At 36.6% G+C, this 18,201-nt stretch carries 14 protein-coding genes; 2 read left to right on the top strand and 12 right to left on the bottom strand.

Annotation, left to right across the window (positions count from 1 at the left end; translation table 11 throughout):
- Positions 1 to 84: 84 nt before the first annotated feature.
- The 7 genes from WMO14_RS03850 to WMO14_RS03880 form a co-directional block, all read right to left on the bottom strand.
- Positions 85 to 636, bottom strand: coding sequence for an HdeD family acid-resistance protein (locus WMO14_RS03850; RefSeq protein WP_022502610.1), 552 nt, complete (start codon positions 634 to 636; stop codon positions 85 to 87).
- Positions 637 to 911: 275 nt separating this feature from the next.
- Positions 912 to 1,961, bottom strand: a complete 1,050-nt coding sequence (locus WMO14_RS03855) for a DUF5692 family protein (protein ID WP_349153305.1) — start codon at positions 1,959 to 1,961, stop codon at positions 912 to 914.
- A 139-nt stretch (positions 1,962 to 2,100) separates the two neighbouring features.
- On the bottom strand, positions 2,101 to 3,588 hold the full coding sequence (locus WMO14_RS03860) for a methyl-accepting chemotaxis protein (RefSeq protein ID WP_090139945.1): 1,488 nt from the start codon (positions 3,586 to 3,588) through the stop codon (positions 2,101 to 2,103).
- Positions 3,589 to 3,685: 97 nt separating this feature from the next.
- Complete coding sequence (locus WMO14_RS03865; RefSeq protein WP_055174089.1) at positions 3,686 to 4,195, bottom strand: shikimate kinase; 510 nt, start codon at positions 4,193 to 4,195, stop codon at positions 3,686 to 3,688.
- A gap of 51 nt (positions 4,196 to 4,246) precedes the next feature.
- Complete coding sequence (locus WMO14_RS03870) at positions 4,247 to 5,755, bottom strand: methyl-accepting chemotaxis protein (RefSeq protein ID WP_318255792.1); 1,509 nt, start codon at positions 5,753 to 5,755, stop codon at positions 4,247 to 4,249.
- Between the two features lie 51 nt (positions 5,756 to 5,806).
- The gene (locus tag WMO14_RS03875) at positions 5,807 to 7,114 is read right to left on the bottom strand and encodes a Na+/H+ antiporter NhaC family protein (RefSeq protein WP_090139949.1); all 1,308 of its coding nucleotides are present in this window, start codon (positions 7,112 to 7,114) and stop codon (positions 5,807 to 5,809) included.
- A gap of 111 nt (positions 7,115 to 7,225) precedes the next feature.
- Complete coding sequence (locus tag WMO14_RS03880; RefSeq protein WP_349153306.1) at positions 7,226 to 9,148, bottom strand: methyl-accepting chemotaxis protein; 1,923 nt, start codon at positions 9,146 to 9,148, stop codon at positions 7,226 to 7,228.
- Between the two features lie 218 nt (positions 9,149 to 9,366).
- Between WMO14_RS03880 and WMO14_RS03885 the strand changes: the two genes are divergently transcribed.
- Positions 9,367 to 10,464, top strand: a complete 1,098-nt coding sequence (locus WMO14_RS03885; RefSeq protein ID WP_349153307.1) for an HD-GYP domain-containing protein — start codon at positions 9,367 to 9,369, stop codon at positions 10,462 to 10,464.
- Between the two features lie 323 nt (positions 10,465 to 10,787).
- On the opposite strand, the gene prfA is transcribed toward WMO14_RS03885, so the two are convergent.
- The 5 genes from prfA to rho all read right to left on the bottom strand — a co-directional run bounded on the left by prfA (position 10,788) and on the right by rho (position 16,767).
- Positions 10,788 to 11,861 (bottom strand): peptide chain release factor 1, encoded by a 1,074-nt coding sequence (gene prfA / locus WMO14_RS03890; protein WP_055174317.1) that lies wholly within the window; start codon positions 11,859 to 11,861, stop codon positions 10,788 to 10,790.
- 39 nt (positions 11,862 to 11,900) lie between these two features.
- Positions 11,901 to 12,791, bottom strand: a complete 891-nt coding sequence (prmC, locus tag WMO14_RS03895; protein WP_349153308.1) for a peptide chain release factor N(5)-glutamine methyltransferase — start codon at positions 12,789 to 12,791, stop codon at positions 11,901 to 11,903.
- A 9-nt stretch (positions 12,792 to 12,800) separates the two neighbouring features.
- On the bottom strand, positions 12,801 to 14,399 hold the full coding sequence (locus WMO14_RS03900; protein ID WP_349153309.1) for a DUF1385 domain-containing protein: 1,599 nt from the start codon (positions 14,397 to 14,399) through the stop codon (positions 12,801 to 12,803).
- Between the two features lie 438 nt (positions 14,400 to 14,837).
- Positions 14,838 to 15,041: a 50S ribosomal protein L31 gene (gene rpmE, locus WMO14_RS03905; RefSeq protein ID WP_022502599.1), complete on the bottom strand. Its 204-nt coding sequence runs from the start codon at positions 15,039 to 15,041 to the stop codon at positions 14,838 to 14,840.
- 214 nt (positions 15,042 to 15,255) lie between these two features.
- Positions 15,256 to 16,767, bottom strand: a complete 1,512-nt coding sequence (rho, locus tag WMO14_RS03910) for a transcription termination factor Rho (protein ID WP_022502598.1) — start codon at positions 16,765 to 16,767, stop codon at positions 15,256 to 15,258.
- Positions 16,768 to 17,049: 282 nt separating this feature from the next.
- Here rho and WMO14_RS03915 point away from each other — a divergent pair, with 282 nt between their 5' ends.
- Complete coding sequence (locus WMO14_RS03915; RefSeq protein ID WP_022502597.1) at positions 17,050 to 18,201, top strand: NAD(P)-dependent malic enzyme; 1,152 nt, start codon at positions 17,050 to 17,052, stop codon at positions 18,199 to 18,201.

Here is an 18,201-nt window from a genome sequence, read left to right on the forward strand (position 1 = left end):
ACAGCAGTTACGATTACCACTTCAATAATTGTATTAATCTTAATTATGCCAGAGACAAATTCTATTCCGCCTCCCGACAATACACTATCCTCTTAAATTCTTAATAAACGAAGATATTCTTATAATAGATATAAGGTCACTCAGGCCCTCAACCATAAGCACAATTCCAACAAACATCATAAGTACAGTTGATGAACCAAATGGGTTAAATAATGCAACAACACCCATAACAACCATTAATGCTGCAACAATTGCCTCTATCCACCAGCGCTGTGCTTCCATATGATAGAATTCTATTGCATACTGAAGCTTTAATATACCGTCAATAATAATTATTATGGCAATAGCTGTTCCAAAAAATACTGCAATAGCTTCTGGTCTCATAACAAAGAATATTCCAAATGCAAGTAATGATATACCCTGTACAAGTCCGAATGATACGAATACATCTTCCCTTGACATTCTGAAATATGTCATAAGCCTTAACACTCCCCATACGCATAATGCAATTCCTACTGCCCTGCATATGATAATCTGTGATACCTCAGGAAATATTGTAAGGAAAAGACCTAACACAAATAACGCTATTGATATAATTATAAGTTCGATTTTAATTCCCCTAATCTTTTTAATCATAATGTGCCTCCATTCCTACACCCATCAAAGGTGCATATTAATATTATTAGTATAGCACAGCAAAGTATTCTTTAGCAACTTACTATATAACTACGGCAATAATTATAATGCAAAAATACCTTTCTGTTGTTAAGGATTGTCCCTGCAACAGAAAGGTATTCTTATCTTCATATAATCATTGTATTTTGTTGTTTTATCTTTTGATACTTAATGTATCCATATATATCAATATCTATATATAATTATCACAATACTGATATATTAACCCGCATATATTATGCTCTGTCCATAGCCTGTTCAAAATCTCTAGTTCCTGCAAAGATTTCGTTCTTGTATGGATTCTTCTTCTGTTCAATAGCTCTCTTAATGATAACTGAGATACAGATTACGTTAGCTACTACTGCAAGAATAGCCATTACACCCTGAGCAACTGGATATGCACCTGCGGCATTCATCTGCTCTAATGTATAATGTGTAAGTTCCATTCCTGACTTAGCTCCTGTGTACTTGTAAAGGACTGGAAGTGTAGCAAATATTCCGTCAACCTGGAATAATGGAAATACCTGTGCGAACATACACCATATTGCAAGTGTATTAGCACGGTTCTGAATCCAGCCACCCTTGTTCCATAACGCATTAGCAAATGTAGGAGCAAGAAGTAATGCAACACCACAATACCAAGTATGTGTTGGAAGGTTGTTATATGTATATGTGAAGTTCCATATATCATATGCAACAATGAACCATATTGTCATATCTGGCCATAACATATCATCCTGCTTCTTTGATGAGTAAATCCCCCACCAGCCTGTCATACAGAAGATATTGATTAAGCCTGCGATACCGTTAAGCCAGTTCCACCAGCCACCGTAAAGCCATACACCCTCGTTAGAGAACCACCAGCCGCCATTAATTCCACCTTTGATTGCTGATTCAAAATCACTACAAACAGCGATAAGAATATTAATGGCAACGATTAAGAATGGGAATACTTTAAACCATTCTGTCTTACCTATGCTCCACTTATACTTAAGCATCATAAATCCGATACAGCCTGCTGTAGCGGCATAAAGCTTAGCATAATGGAACCATCCATTCATATATCTATATGTAGTATTATTAAGTGCCCATGAAGCACCCTGTGCAGCTCCTATCTGGATAGCCACAAAATAGATTGTAAGTGCAATTGGAATTATAATAAAGAATAACAATCCACCAAATTTAGAACGTCTTGCAAGTTCGTTACAGATAACGAGTCCTGCAAAGACAAGAACACAGCCTAATAACTGGTAAATGGCACCTTCGCCATAAATCTGAAACAACATATTACACGCCTCCGATCAAATAATTGATTATATGTTATCAATATTTTACAACATTTTAATATTTTTTTCAACAATTTAATCGTTTTTTCGTATAATTTTCGATAAATTTATAACAATCATTTTGTACATCCAAATACTTTTATTCTTCTATTTCCATTTTCTCTGATGTAATTCTAATATTGCCAACAGCTTCTTTAACCTGCTTTGCATACTCAAGGTTCTGTTCACTCATATTATGTACCTGCTCGGCATTGACTGTTACTTCCTGCGTAACTGCTGATAACTGTGAAATATTCTCTACAATCTTATTATTAGAGTCTGAAAGACCTGCTATTTCTTTATTAACAACATCAATATGCTCTATAAGTGTTTCTATATTCTTGTTAAGCTGTTCAAATGTATGTGCCGCTTCAATTATTCTCTCGCCCTGCTCTTTAGTTGCCTCAACGGAAGAATTAACAGATACAACAACTTCATCTGCATTATCATTAAGTTCATTAGTTATCTTAGTAATATCTTCTGTAAAATTCTTTGTCTGTTCTGCTAACTGTCTTATCTGCTCAGCAACAACCGCAAAGCCTCTTCCTGCTTCACCAGCTCTTGCACTTTCAATTGAAGCATTAAGTGCTAAAAGGTTAGTCTGGCTTGATATATTAAGTATCATTCCAGCAATATTTTCCACGTTCTTAGTCTTTTCCTGTAATCTCTGCATAGACTCAGTAACAGACTTATTAGTATCTGTTATCTGCTCAGACTGCTTTCTTAATTCGTCCATAACAACAATATTCTTCTGTATACTGTCGTTAGAATTAACAGCCAGCTCAACCATCTGATCAGAAGCCTTTCCTGTATGTTCAATAGCCTCCTGTATAGTTGTTGTCATACTGCTCTGCTCTTCTATGCTTGTCGCTGTCATATTAGTTGCCGCAGATATCTCTTTCATACTGTTAGTTACTGTATTAGTTGTATCAACGAGTTCATTGATAAGCTTATCACTCTTCTTAGTTTCATTGCTGACAACACCTGATACCATAATTATATTATCTAAAATCTCTTTTATTCTGCTATGTTCATCTTTAGCCGAATTAACAGCATCATCATTAAACAGAATTGTTAATTTACCAACTTCCAATATAACAACACCTATAAGCACTATCATAAATATTGAACATACTGCATTAACGTCCTGTCCATATATTCCCTTTGAAGCCTGCACAGCAGTTACAATTATGTATAAAATCAACATTCCTGCCGCAGTTCTTTTCAACGACTTCTTCTCATAATAAGGAATCTGAAGTATAAATATTCCAAGAATAGCATAACTGATAAAGCTTGCATCTGTCTGCACACCAATTAACAGATATTCTATTCCAATCTCAATAGTTGACATAACCTTTAAATATCTTGTCGCTGTATTCTTTCTGTAAACTATGACATTAACAGCTACAAATACAGCAATAAGTGCTGTGTTACAATACACAACTACTGATGGAATATTGTGATTAAACTGCTTCATCCACAGATAAAAAAGAAACATCAAACCAAGTAGAGAAGTCGCCACTATATAGAACCTATTCATTCTTCTGTTTCTTTCACTCACATCTGTGTATTTATATTTATCCTGCATTAAAAAAATACCTCCTCCGTATGTTACTATCTTTAATAGTACCACAAAAGGAGATATTTTTCTATAGTTTTATAATTATTTCAATTATTTCTCACTTTTATATCAGCTTTGTAAGCTTCTTATACATATCCTCAACAATCATTCTTATATCACGGCCCTCCTGAACAATTGTTATATCTGCATATTTCTCATAGAGCCTTTTTCTGTCCTCAAAGATTTCTTCTACTGTAGACTTGCCGTTGGATACAACACCTCTTTCTTTAAGGCTCCCTAATCTGCTCTCAAGCTCTTTTTCTGAAACTTTTAAATATATAACTGTTCCTATCTGCTTAAAATGCTCCATAGCCTCATCTCCATATACAGCACTTCCACCTGTTGCTATAATTGTATGCTCTGGAGATATTAAACAATTCACATCATTCTCAATCTTAATAAAGCCAGTATCGCCATTTTCTTCTATAAGCTGCTCAAGCGTCTTTTTATATGTATCCTGAATCACAATATCAGAGTCTATAAATGAATATCCTATCTTCTTGGCAAGTACAACTCCAAGTGTGCTTTTACCGCTTCCCGGCATACCTATAAGTATAATATTGTTCTTTGACATTTTACTCCTCGTTCCTTCCTGCAACTTAACTCAGCGTTACAGTACTATTCTCTATTCGTCTTTACTGTCTATTATCATCTGCAAAATGCTGACTTCTTTCATTACATCATCTAAAAGATTATTAATATTCCTGCTTCCATTAATAGTCTTATTACTGAGTTCCTGTGTATTCTCTGTGTTGGCAAGAAGCTCTTCACTGAATGCACTAAGGCTTTCTATCTGCTGTGTAATCTCATTGTTGCTTGTTGTGATATTATCCATATAATTGTATTCTTCGTCTATCTTTACCTGAATATCCCTTATGTCATCTCTTATCGCATCAAATGATTTCTTTGACTGGTTCACTAATTCCATCTGGTTCTCATTGGCCGAAAGAAGATTATTAACACTAAACCCAGCTTTCTCAGCCTGCTCTGCCAGTGCTACGATAATATTCTCTATCTCCTCTGTTGACTTTTGTGTCTCCTCTGCAAGCTGCTTAATCTGCTGTGCAACTACTGCAAAACCTGCTCCTGCCTCACCTGCTCTCGCAGCTTCTATGCTTGCATTAAGTGCAAGGAGTGCTGTCTGTCTTGTAATTCCGTTAATCATTCCAAGAATCACTTTAGCTTCTTCTGTCTTAGCTGTAAGCTCATTCATAGCACCACTTACATCACTGCCAATATCACTGCTGTTCTTTGATACATTTTCAAGCTGTTCCATATTGATATTGCCTGTCTTAGTAATATCTGTTGTTGTATCGAACTGCTTCTTGATATCCTCAATAATCGTTCTTGCATTCTCTGTAAGCTCCCCAATACTCTCTGTCATCTCAAGCTGGTTCTGCACTGTTCCTGCAAGCTCATTAGCACCTGATACCATCTGTGATACTGCAAGCTGGCTTCCTTCCGCCTGTTCCTGCATATTCTTTGACTCATCATTGATATTGTCAATCTCTTTGCAGAGGTTATCATTAGCTTTGATTATCTTATCAAGCATATCATCAGTCTTAGCCTTCTCTGCTTCAATTGTCTCAAGCTTATAAGCTGATATATGTCCAAGTACATCTGTTGTAATATAAGAAAATGCTACAACAAGTGTCATAAATGCAATCTGTATTTCATAATCAACCATATCACTGCTTGTTATTCCAACATTAACATATTGGATAATAATATATACAATATTAATAAGTGCACTTGCAATACCAACCTTTAAGGTATACTTTTTATCTGCAAACATAGATATTGCAATTATCATAGGAATTGCATAAGTAAATGAAAGAATACTTACTGATGTCCATAATACAAAGGCATATAATATTCCATAGCCTATTGCCGTAATTGACCTGACTATTTTACTCTCAGCATTTTTCTTATATGCGAATGCTGCCATAATAACCGGCACAATAAGAATAATCGAAAATACAAACACATATCCTGCCGTTCTATTTCCCTTAACAAGTTCCATTATATATGCCGCCAAAAGTACCATTGATATAATCAAGTAGCACTGCAGCAACTTTTTATTAACATAGCTTTTTTCGTTTAAATTGTTACCATCCTTAGTGTCTTTAGCCATGAGAAAATCCTCCATATTAATTGGCGTGAAGTTAAAAGTTACCAGTTAAGTTTATCTGTCTGCAGGAATTATAAATATCCATATAAGCGAGCTTATAAGAAGCATCATCGGATAGAAAAGAACCGGAAGTATCTGAAATGCTGACATCTCATAACCAAGCTCATTAACCGCTGATATAGCAACAAGCATCTGTGCTCCATAAGGAATAATCCCCTGAAATACACACGAAAATGTATCAAGAAGCGAAGCTGCTTTTCTATTGGATATTCCATAATCTGCTGCCATCTCCTTAGCGATTGGATTAGCCATAACTATCGCTACTGTATTATTCGCTGTTGCAATATCCATAGCCCCGACCAGAAGCCCCATACCAAGCTGTCCGCCTTTCTTTCCTTTAAAGGTTCTTTTAACCCAGCCTAGAAGTGCCGTAAATCCGCCATATTCCCTTATTAAGGCACACATAGCAGACACAAGAATGGCAACCATACAGGTTTCAAACATTCCAGATACGCCCGAACCCATACTTGTTATTAATTCAAATACACCAATATGACCTGTCACAAGCATAATAAATGTTCCTGTTACAATTCCTATCAGCAGCACAACGAATACATTTATTCCTGCTATTCCACCAATAAGCACGAATACATATGGTATTACCTGAACAAGATTATACTCGTGTGTTACTCTTCCTGAAATATCTGTTCCAAATGAAAGTATAAGTATAATTACAAGTGTGACAACCGCTGCCGGAAATGCAATCCAGAAGTTCTCCCTGAACTTGTCTCTCATAGCACAATCCTGTCCATTGCACGCCGCAATTGTTGTATCTGATATAAATGATAGGTTATCACCAAACATCGCACCGCCCATAACAGATGCAACACATAGTGCCATATTAAATCCAGAAGCCTCTGATACCGCAGCCGCAATCGGTGTTATAAGCGTTATCGTCCCAACTGATGTACCCATCGCTGTTGACACAAAACATGCAACAATAAAAAGCACTGCAACTGCAAACTTAGCTGGTATAAGATTAAGCATAAAATATGCCACACTTTCTGCACTGCTTCTTCCAACAACACCTACAAACACACCTGCTGTCAGGAATATAAGAAGCATAGTTATAATATTCTTATCAGCAAGCCCGCCTGCCATAATCTGTAACTTTTCATCAAAAGATACATCTCTGTTCTGTATACACGCTACAAGTATTGCCGCAAGAAATGCTACAATAATAGGTATGTTATAAAATCCCATTGGTATCTTACATATATATTCAAATATAATGCCAAGTCCAAGGTATAGCACCAGAAATACTAAAACCGGCAATAATGCTGTTGCATTAGACTTTTTCAAAATAAAAATCCTCCAAACATAATATATAGTTAAATTATCTTAATCTAAACTATTATATTACATTTGGAAGATTAAGTATAGTGTGAAGCTGCTATATATTAAATTTATATATTAGAATTTCTTAAATACCTGGACATAACACTGAAGCTTCTGTCCTATAATAATATTATTCTCTGCCTCTTTTTCTATATCATCTATAGAATTGACAATTCCGCTCACACCATCAGCCGCTTCATTAATACCCTTAGTACTTTCATCTATTGTAGTTGAAATATCACTAATTCCTGAATTCGTCTCTGCCATTGTGTTCTTTAAAGTTCTGGCATTTTCTGCAAAATTCTTTAATATATTATTAACTCTTGAAGCATCATTTCTATAATCATTGGTAATGCCGCTAAATTTTTCATAATCTGCAAGTATGCTTTCATCAACATAATCTATAAGTCGCTGTGAATCGCCTGTAAGTGCTGATACGCTTTCTGTGACAATAAGACTTATCTCCTGAATATTATTAGCTATATTTCTGCTCTCATCAGCAAGATTTCTTATCTGCTCTGCAACAACCGCAAATCCCCTTCCTGCTTCTCCGGCTCTTGCCGCCTCTATGCTTGCATTAAGTGCAAGCATATTAGTCTGTGATGATATATTTAAAATATCATCAGTAAGCTGCTGTATTCTTTCAACCTGACGGCTGTTCTCAATAGAACCTGTAAGTCCTTCTCTTATATTCTGTACCATAGCATTAGCTGCTTCCCTGCCACGATTAGTATCCTGCATATATTTAACGGATTTGTTCTGTATATCACCAGTTATCTTATTGCCCTGTTCTATCTGCTCATTGACATTGACAATTGCCTCAAATATATTATCTGCACCTGCATTAATCTGTTCTACTGTTGCAGACACTTCCTGCATAGAAGCCGCCATCTGCTGCATTGCCGCTGATACCTCATTAGCATTGTTATTAACATCTGCCACCTGTAAGTTCATATTATCTGATGATGTCCTAAGCACCTCAGACTGTACATTAATTTCCTTCATTATGAGCTGTAACTTCTCAATAAATATATTAATTCCGTCTACCAATATGCCAATTTCATCATCCGACATAACATTAATTCTTGCTGTAAGGTTGCCATTATTATCCTCAATATCTTCTATCATATTATTAAGCTGGCTGCTTGCTGACTTTAGAGGTCTTATAATTGCAAATATCATTAAAGTAATTGCCACACCCATAATAATCATAACTACAAGTATTGCAGAAAATGCTTTTACTGATAAAGAATACTGGCTGTTAAGTTCATCTGAGGCACTGCTTACCTGTGCACTTATTAAAGCGTTAAGGTTATCTGCCGCATTTTCAATCTTAGTTGTTATGCCATCATTACCTTCAGCTGTAAGCTCAAAGAAATCATCCATACTTGAACTGTCACCACTTAAGATTGACTGGATTTTACTGCTGTATTCATCATATACTTCTTTATATTCACTAAGTCCTTCAAGAACCTCTGCATTGCCGAACTTATTAATTACAGCTTCAAGCTCATCAAATGTATCTGTCAATGTTTGAATTACATTCTCCATATTTTCCTGCATATCTGTAGCATTATCCTTAGTATCACCTGACTGTTGTGCCATACCCTGCTTTGCTGTATCTGTTCCCGACTGTCCTGCACTGTTATCAGCAGCTCCTGCTGGCTGTGTGTTGCCACCAGCATTATTACTGTTGTTATCAGTTATATTATTTCCACTATTATCACTGTTACTGCCTGCTGTATTGTTATTACTGCCGCCATTAACACGGCTCTGCATTCTGAATGCTGCCGAGCTGTTGGCATATTTCTGCACCTTTTCAATTGATGTCTGTGTATCTGCCATCAATGTTACTGCCTGCATACACTCATTGGATATATTCTGGCTCTTATCATTCATACTGTTAATAAGTATCATTCCCATTATTATTCCTGCCGCACCTGCCGCGAACAATACGCCAACAAGCACAAGTATTTTTGCACTAATCTTTTTTCTCATTGTAATCCTCCGTTTCTATGTAAAAATTGTTTGTTTTTACTTAGATATTTTTGTTTGAACATATGTTAACTAAAATTTGTGATTGAATAATGGAAAATTTGTGGAAAATTAATGAACTGCTTCTATAGAAAACACAGGTATTCTATTGTATAATAAACTCATACTAAGCTAAGATTTGACATTTAATTAAGTATTTATATTAGGAATTGGGGAGTAATATGATTACTAGACATTTTATGAGAACCAGGCAGCTTAAACCAGGAATGAAGCTTGACCAGACAATTCTGGACCGTACAGGACGAAATCTCGTTATGAGAGGTTCTATTCTTGACGATTATGTAATTGACTCTCTTTTACGAATGGGTATTATGAACGTATATATACAGGAGGGTGAACCTGAACCCGATAATATCGAGCAGATGATAACTCCTGAGGCTAAGAAACAGATTGAACGACTCCACAAAGATGACCCTGCCAAGGTAAAGCTTTCTGACAGTGTCAAGAACCGTGTCGCTGAAGGAATTCAATACATATATGCTAACACAGAATCTGAAAAACTCTCAGACACTGCTGACAGCATCGCTTCTAACCTGATGGACGCTATTAATGCCAACAACGCAATAGCAATTGATATAAGCACACTCAAGACAAGTGATGAATACACTTTCAAGCACAGTGTTGACGTGGCAACTATGGCTATGATTATCGGCAAACAACAGTGTCTGCCTGATAAGCAGATATATGAGCTTGGTGTATCCGGACTTCTACACGATATCGGAAAGACTAAAGTACCAGCTTCAATACTTAACAAACCTGCCAGACTTACAGATGAAGAATTCGCTGTTATGAAACAGCACTCTGTATTTGGATACCATATGTTACAGGAATGTAATGAATTTAATAACGATATATGTATGGCTGTCCTACAGCACCATGAAAAGATTAACGGCAATGGATACCCTCTTGGATTTGACGCTCCAAGAATAACTCCTTATGCAAGAATACTTGCAGTTGCCGATATATATGATGCACTTGTCACAGAACGTCCTTACAAGAAAGCATTTTCCCAGAAAGATGCAATCGAGCTTATTATGTCTATGACAGAGGAGCTTGACATCAAGGCTATGAAAAGCTTTCTTGAGAGTATTATTCTGTACCCTGTTGACTCAATCGTGGAATTAAGCAATGGCGAGAAAGCCAAGGTTGTAAGCAACAACAACAGCTATATACTGCGCCCTACTGTAGTCGGCATAACAAGCGGTCGTGTATACAATCTTGGCGAAGATATGGATTGTGCTAATATTGTAATTATTTAATATAGCCACTTTGTACGATAAGTCTCATTTAATATACAATAATTAATATATAATAATGCAAAAAGGTCTGACATTATGCTATGTATTCTTTCCACTAGCTACAATAGAGTCTGCCTTTTAAAATGATTACTTTTTATTAAATATAAAAAAGACCAGTAAACTACTAAGAATTTACTGGTCTGATATACATTTATAAATATATATTCATATATATGTGAATAGATGTGTTTCAATTAAGCTGTCTTACGTCTTTTTACAAACACGATTACACCCATAGACACAACTGCAATTACTGCATATATTACAACTTGTTATTATATATTTTATTCCTCACCCATCTTAGCAAGCTTAGCCGCCTGGTCGGCTGCTATGCAGGCATCGATAATTTCCTGAATATCACCATTCATAATCTTATCAAGCTTATAAAGTGTAAGACCTATTCTATGGTCTGTTACACGTCCCTGTGGGAAGTTGTAAGTTCTTATCTTCTCAGCTCTGTCTCCAGTACCTATCTGGCTTCTTCTTGCATCTGCTTCTGCATCGTGTGCTTTCTGTGTTTCAAGGTCATATAACTTAGCCCTTAAGAGTGCGAAAGCCTTTTCTTTGTTCTGTATCTGTGACTTTTCTGTCTGTGAGTAGATAACTATACCTGTAGGATAATGAGTAAGACGGACTGCTGAGTCAGTTGTGTTGACACACTGTCCACCATTACCTGAGGCACGCATAACATCAATACGGATATCCTTATCATCTATCTGGATATCAACTTCCTCTGCCTCTGGCATAACTGCTACAGAAGCTGTCGAAGTCTGAATTCTTCCGTTAGATTCTGTTACAGGAACTCTCTGTACTCTGTGTACACCACTTTCGTACTTCATAACAGAGTATGCACCCTGTCCCTTAACCATAAATTCTACTTCCTTCATACCGCCGATACCAGTTTCATCAGCATTAACTACTTCTATCTTCCAGCCCTTAGTATCTGCATAGTGTGAGTACATACGGAAAAGTTCTGCGGCAAAAAGTGCTGCTTCTTCTCCACCTGCACCAGCTCTGATTTCAACCACGATATCTTTATCATCATTAGGATCTTTAGGAAGAAGTAATATTTTAAGCTTCTTCTCTAATTCTTCAACCTTCTTCTTAGAGTCAGCAAGCTCTTCTCTTGCCATCTCTAAAAGTTCCTCATCACTTTCTTCACTTATCATCTGAAGACTGTCCTCTATATTCTGCTTGCTTGCCTTATATTCTGTGTAAGCTTCAACGATAGGTGCAAGATTGCTCTGTTCTTTCATATATTTTCTGAACTTGTCCTGATCAGTTACAATATCCGGATTGCCAAGTTCCGCTGTTACATCTTCATAACGGCGTAATGTATCTTCTAATCTGTCAAACATACTCATTGCTGTATTTCTCCATTTCTCCGTTTAACGGTATTAATTAATATTATTAAGCCTGCCAATTACAACTCTGTCAAGTCCTGCAAGATCTTTTATAACCTTAATGCCAGAATAGCCGCACTGTTCCATTATATTACGGACATCTTCTGCCTGATTATAACCTATTTCATAACATAAATATCCATTTTCTTTTAAATAATTTACAGACTGTTTAGTTATCGCCTTGTAGAATTTAAGACCGTCCGTATCACCATCTAGTGCAAGCACAGGGTCGTGCAGCCTTACTTCCTCTGATAATTCATCTATATCTTTAGTAGGTATATATGGTGGATTAGATACTATAACATCAAATCTGTTATCCTCATTTTTATATTGCTCACATTCCGAAGAACTAAACATATCACTCTTTATAAGCTTAATATAATCTGCATTATTATACTTTTTATTATAGTCAGCTACTTTTAGTGCATCATCTGATATATCTATGGCAACAGCTCCATTTTCAGAAGTATGCCCTGATGCAGCAAGTGATATAATTATACAGCCTGAACCTGTACACATATCAAGCACACGGCTTTCAGAGTTAGTCAGCTTCATAACTTCTTCTACAAGAATTTCTGTATCCTGCCTTGGAATAAGCACATTGGCATTAACCTTATATTCCCTGCCATAGAAATTCACAGTTCCGGTAATGTGCTGTAAAGGAATATGCTCTGCCCTTTTATTAATAAGTTCTGCGTATTCTGCAAGCTTTCCACTATCTATCTTATCCATTGAATTAATAAGATATTGTGTTCTACTAATGCCCATCACAAGCAATAGCAGCTCGGTTGCATCATACTGGGCATTTTCTATACCGAAATCCTCAAGAAACTGTTTTCCATAATTAACAGCATCCCTTAAAGTCTTAACATTATCTAACTGCATATATCTACCTTATTCTCTATCTCTCTGCTTAAATAATGGCACTTCGTCAGCACTGATATTTTCTTCTTCCTGTTCTGTCTCTTCTATCTCGAAAGCTGCTTCTACTTCTTCAACAGACATATTCTCAGACTCGTCAATATCTTCCTGAACGTTTTCTGTTGTAAAAGCATATTTGCTTCCAGTTTCTGTCTTGATTTTTTCAACAGTTTCGTAGTGGTCTTCTATCTCAAAGCCCTCAGGTAAATCATCATCGGCATTTTCCTGTGACGTTTCATTATCAGCTTCTGTGCTTTCCTGTGCTTTATCATCTGACTCTGCATTTTCCTGTAATGCCTCACTGTCTGACTTAGCATTATCCTCATCTGAATTGCCATTGTCTGTGTCATCAACAACATTTACTGTGTCTGGCTCAGCTTCAACATTGCCTGTATCAGTTGTATCAGTCTTCACAACATCTGTATCTGAATTTAATGTGTCAGAATTACCATTTTCTGTATCTGACTTAGAACTATCTTTATCCGAACCTGCAAGTGACTTACTTTCAACAGATTTCAAAGTTTCTGCCATAGCAACTTCCCTGGCATCAATCTTTCTTGTCTTCTTAGGCTTATGTATTAATTCACCTGTCAGGGCAAGCTTGGCTTCTGCCGCCTTAATATCAGCTTCCATATCAAGTGAAGTCTGATAATATTCCTTCAAAAATGCTTCCCAGTCAAATACTTCCTCAACTGCCTTTATGGCAACTTCTACCATATCCTCATCAGGTTCTCTTGTTGTGAGCTTCTGAAGCCACATTCCCGGTCTGCTTAAAGCAACTGTAAACCCATTATCATTACGTCCTGCCCATCTTATAAATTCATAAGATACGCCTGCAATTACAGGAACTAAAAGCAGTCTTATAACAATCTGTAGTGCTGTATTATCAACTCTTATGAAAATGAAGAATACAACACTTATAAACATTACTATAAATAAAAAGCTTGTTCCACATCTTTTATGGTATCTTGAACTGTTCATAACATTTTCTACTGTAAGCCTTGCACCATTCTCAATGCAATTGATACATTTGTGTTCAGCACCATGATACATAAATGTCCTTTTAATATCTTTCATCAATGATATAAGAACAAGATATAGTATGAATATTGCAACTCTGACTAGGCCTTCTATAAGGTTAAGAAGTGTCTTTGAGGCAACATATCCTTTAACAAGTCTTGATACATAGTATGGCAGAAGCATAAATAAACCAACTGCAAGAAATACTGACACTATAACTGTAAGTGCCATAAGTACTGATTCAAACTTGTCTTTGAATATTGATTTGCCGATTTCATCAGCCTTGGTCTTCTTCTGCTCATCTGGATCATCATAAAATGATGCCGAATAGTTGATTGTTGATATTCCTGTTATGAGTGAGTCTATGAAACTTACTACACCTCTTATTACAGGGTAACTCATCCATTTATGTTTTTCAGTAAGAACCTTACTTTCTCTAACGGTAACTTCGATTTCATTGTCAGGCTTTCTTACGGCAATAGAGTATTTGTCTTTATTGCGCATCATAATCCCCTCGATGACTGCCTGACCACCTATACCTGATGGTTTCATAGTTTGGACCTCCAATTTGTTTGATGGAATATTGGTGAGGTTAGCGGACAATGTGTGTAAACCGGACGGGCTTAGATATACGGACGGGCTCTAGGCGCTTCGCTGTAGAGCACCTGTTCATTGACCTGTCGGACAAGCTCTATGCGCTTTGCTGTAGAGTGCCTGTTTGTTGGATGTGCTCCGGACAAGCTCTAAGTGCTTCGCTATAGAGCTTTGGGCCGTTATAGCGGTAGGTGATCGGTTTACGTTGTGGCTAACTCGTAACGATGCCGTTCCAGAAGCAAAAGCTTCTGTCACTGTCGCGGTGCTCCTCGAATAGAAATATATAATACCGTGAATTCCTGCAAGCAGGATTCACAGCATTATATATTCCTATTCTCATCGTTACTCGCGCAAAAAAAAGTTGAGGTCTTGACAACCTCAACTTTATGTTCATAACTAGTTATTAACACCATACTTTCTGTTGAACTTATCAATACGTCCACGAGCTGATGTAGCCTTCTGCTGTCCTGTATAGAATGGATGGCACTTTGAGCAAATTTCTACGTGAATTTCTTCCTTTGTAGAACCTGTTACGAATTCGTTACCACAGTTACAAACAACCTTTGCCTGATAGTATGCTGGATGTATTCCTTCTCTCATTACTTTCACCTCTTTACAATATCTTTATATGATTTATCCTTATTTCTTTTTATCATTTTGATAAACAGCTTTGTTATTGTATCATACACATATATGTAATGCAAGTACTAATTTTAAAAACTTACAAAAAACTTACCAATTTTTTAACTTCCATATATTCCATATATTAATACGAATTAACAAACGCAGCTTTTATATTTTATATATAATATTTTTATACATAACGGTTCTTGATGATTGTCTTTACGAATTCATCATTATTTCTTGTCTTGGTGAACAGGTCAAGTATTCTTTCTGCAGCTTCATCTGTCTTAAGGCTGTTAAGGGCTTTCCTCATTATGTCTACTGCCTCAAGTTCTTCCTTATCAAGAAGAAGGTCTTCTCTTCTTGTACCCGACTTGGCTATGTCTATTGCCGGGAATACTCTCTTCTCGGATAACTTTCTGTCAAGTACAAGTTCCATATTACCTGTTCCCTTGAATTCCTCAAATACTACGTCATCCATTTTACTTCCTGTTTCAACAAGTGCTGTTGCAAGTATTGTAAGACTTCCGCCTTCTCTCATATTACGTGCTGCACCAAAAAATCTCTTAGGCATATGGAGTGCCGCCGGGTCAAGACCACCTGATAATGTACGTCCACTTGCCTGAACTGTCATATTATAGGCTCTTGCAAGTCTTGTAATACTATCCAGAAGAATAATTACGTCCTGCTTCTGTTCTACAAGTCTTTTAGCTCTTTCTATAACCATCTCAGATACTCTCTTGTGTCTTTCCGGAAGTTCATCAAATGTTGAATATATTACCTCTACGTTATCACCTGTTATTGACTCTTTAATATCTGTAACTTCCTCTGGTCTTTCATCAATAAGAAGAATCATAAGGTGCATTTCCGGGTTGTTCTTAGTAACCGCATTGGCAATCTGCTTAAGAAGTGTTGTCTTACCTGACTTAGGCTGTGATACTATCATACCACGCTGCCCCTTGCCTATAGGTGATATAAGATCAACCATTCTCATCGCTATTGTATTGGAATTCCTCTCAAGATGAATTCTTTCATTAGGAAAGATTGGTGTGAGCGTTTCAAACGCCTTTCTTCTCTGTGCAACAACCGGATTAAGTCCATTTACAGACTCAACATACATTATTGCGGAGAACTTCTCAGCCTGTGTCTTGGCTTTCTTAGGTCCTCTTATTATATCACCTGTCTTTAAGTTAAATCTTCTTATCTGTGATGGTGCTACATACACATCATTCTCGCCAGGAAGAAAATTCTCACATCTTATAAATCCGTAGCCTTCCTGTAATACTTCAAGTATTCCATCCGCCATCTCTGGCTCTTTTGCTTCATCATAAGAAGCCTTACCTTCATTAACTGTATGCTCCTGATATGTACGTTCCTGATATTGACGCTCCTGATATGGGCGTTTCTCATATCTTTCGTTCTGGTGCTGTCTGTGATTATTATTCACCGATTCATTATTATTGGTATTATTTATTACTTCATTATTAGTATTAGCTGTTTCAGAATTATTAACTGTCCGTTCAGTAACAGTATTAACAGTTGCCTCATTATCAGTATATCCCACAGTACTCTCATTTTCCTCTGCTGCAATAATAGCATCAATAAGCTCACTCTTTCTCATAGCAGATATGTTCTTTATCTTCTTATCTTTTGCAAAATCTCTTAATACGCTTACTGAAAGTGTTTCTAATTTCTCACGCATCTAAACCTCCTTACTTATTCCAGTATTTATTGATTATAAAAATGCTATTACCCATAAATACCGGATATACACTATGATTAAATCTAATATCAATTGTAAAATAACTATATATAACAAATTAATCTGGGAAACGATACGAATATGTATCTTAGATTTCGTAATTTATTATACATTATTTTTCCCAAAAATAAAAGACTTATATTGATGATAATTTCAGCTTGTGTTATTATATAGTCTATATGATTATTTAATAATATTATTCACGAAAGGAACATATATCTTATGACTAATGCAGAAAAAGCTTTACAGCTTCATAAAGAATGGAATGGTAAATTTGAAACAACTCCTAAGATGAGTATTACAACAAGGGAAGACCTTGCTTTAGCATATACTCCTGGTGTAGCAGAACCTTGTAAGGTTATTGCCAAAGATAAAGAAGCCGCTTATACATATACAATAAAGTCTAACACTATTGCTGTTGTATCTGACGGAAGTGCCGTTCTTGGTCTTGGAAATATCGGTGCACACGCCGCTATGCCTGTTATGGAAGGTAAAGCTGTGTTATTCAAATCATTTGGTGGTGTTAATGCAGTTCCTATCTGTCTTGATACTCAGGATACGGAGGAGATTATTAAGACTGTTGTTAATATTGCACCTGCATTTGGCGGCATTAATCTTGAAGATATATCGGCTCCAAGATGCTTTGAAATAGAAAGCCGCTTAAAAGAGCTTCTCGATATTCCTGTATTCCACGATGACCAGCACGGAACAGCTATCGTTGTATTAGCTGGTATTATCAATGGTTTAAAGGTTACAGGAAAGACAAAGGAAGAATGTAAGGTTGTAATAAATGGTGCTGGTTCTGCCGGTGTTGCTATTACTAAGCTTCTTCTTACCTACGGCTTTAAAAATGTTACTATGTGCGACAAATCTGGTATTCTTTCTAAGAATAGTGAAGGTCTTAACTGGATGCAGAAATCTATGATGGACGTTACTAACCTTGAAGGTAAGACTGGTTCACTTGCTGATGCTTTAGCCGGTGCTGATGTATTCGTAGGTGTATCTGCTCCTAATATCGTTACTGCTGATATGGTTAAGACTATGAATAAGGATGCTATTATATTTGCTATGGCTAACCCTGTTCCAGAGATTATGCCAGATGTTGCGAAAGCCGCTGGTGCAAGAGTTGTCGGTACAGGCCGTTCAGATTTTCCTAATCAGGTTAATAATGTTATTGCATTCCCTGGTATATTCAAGGGTGCATTACAGGGACGTGCTACACAGATAACTGAGGAGATGAAGCTTGCAGCAGCTTTAGCAATTGCTAACCTTATTCCAGATTCAGAACTTTCAGATACTAATATTTTACCAGAAGCATTTGACCCTAAGGTAACCGATGTTGTTGCCAAAGCCGTTATGGACTTAATTAAGTAA

This window comes from Lachnospira rogosae (ex Hitch et al. 2025), assembly GCF_040096455.1.
Taxonomy (GTDB): domain Bacteria; phylum Bacillota; class Clostridia; order Lachnospirales; family Lachnospiraceae; genus Lachnospira; species Lachnospira rogosae.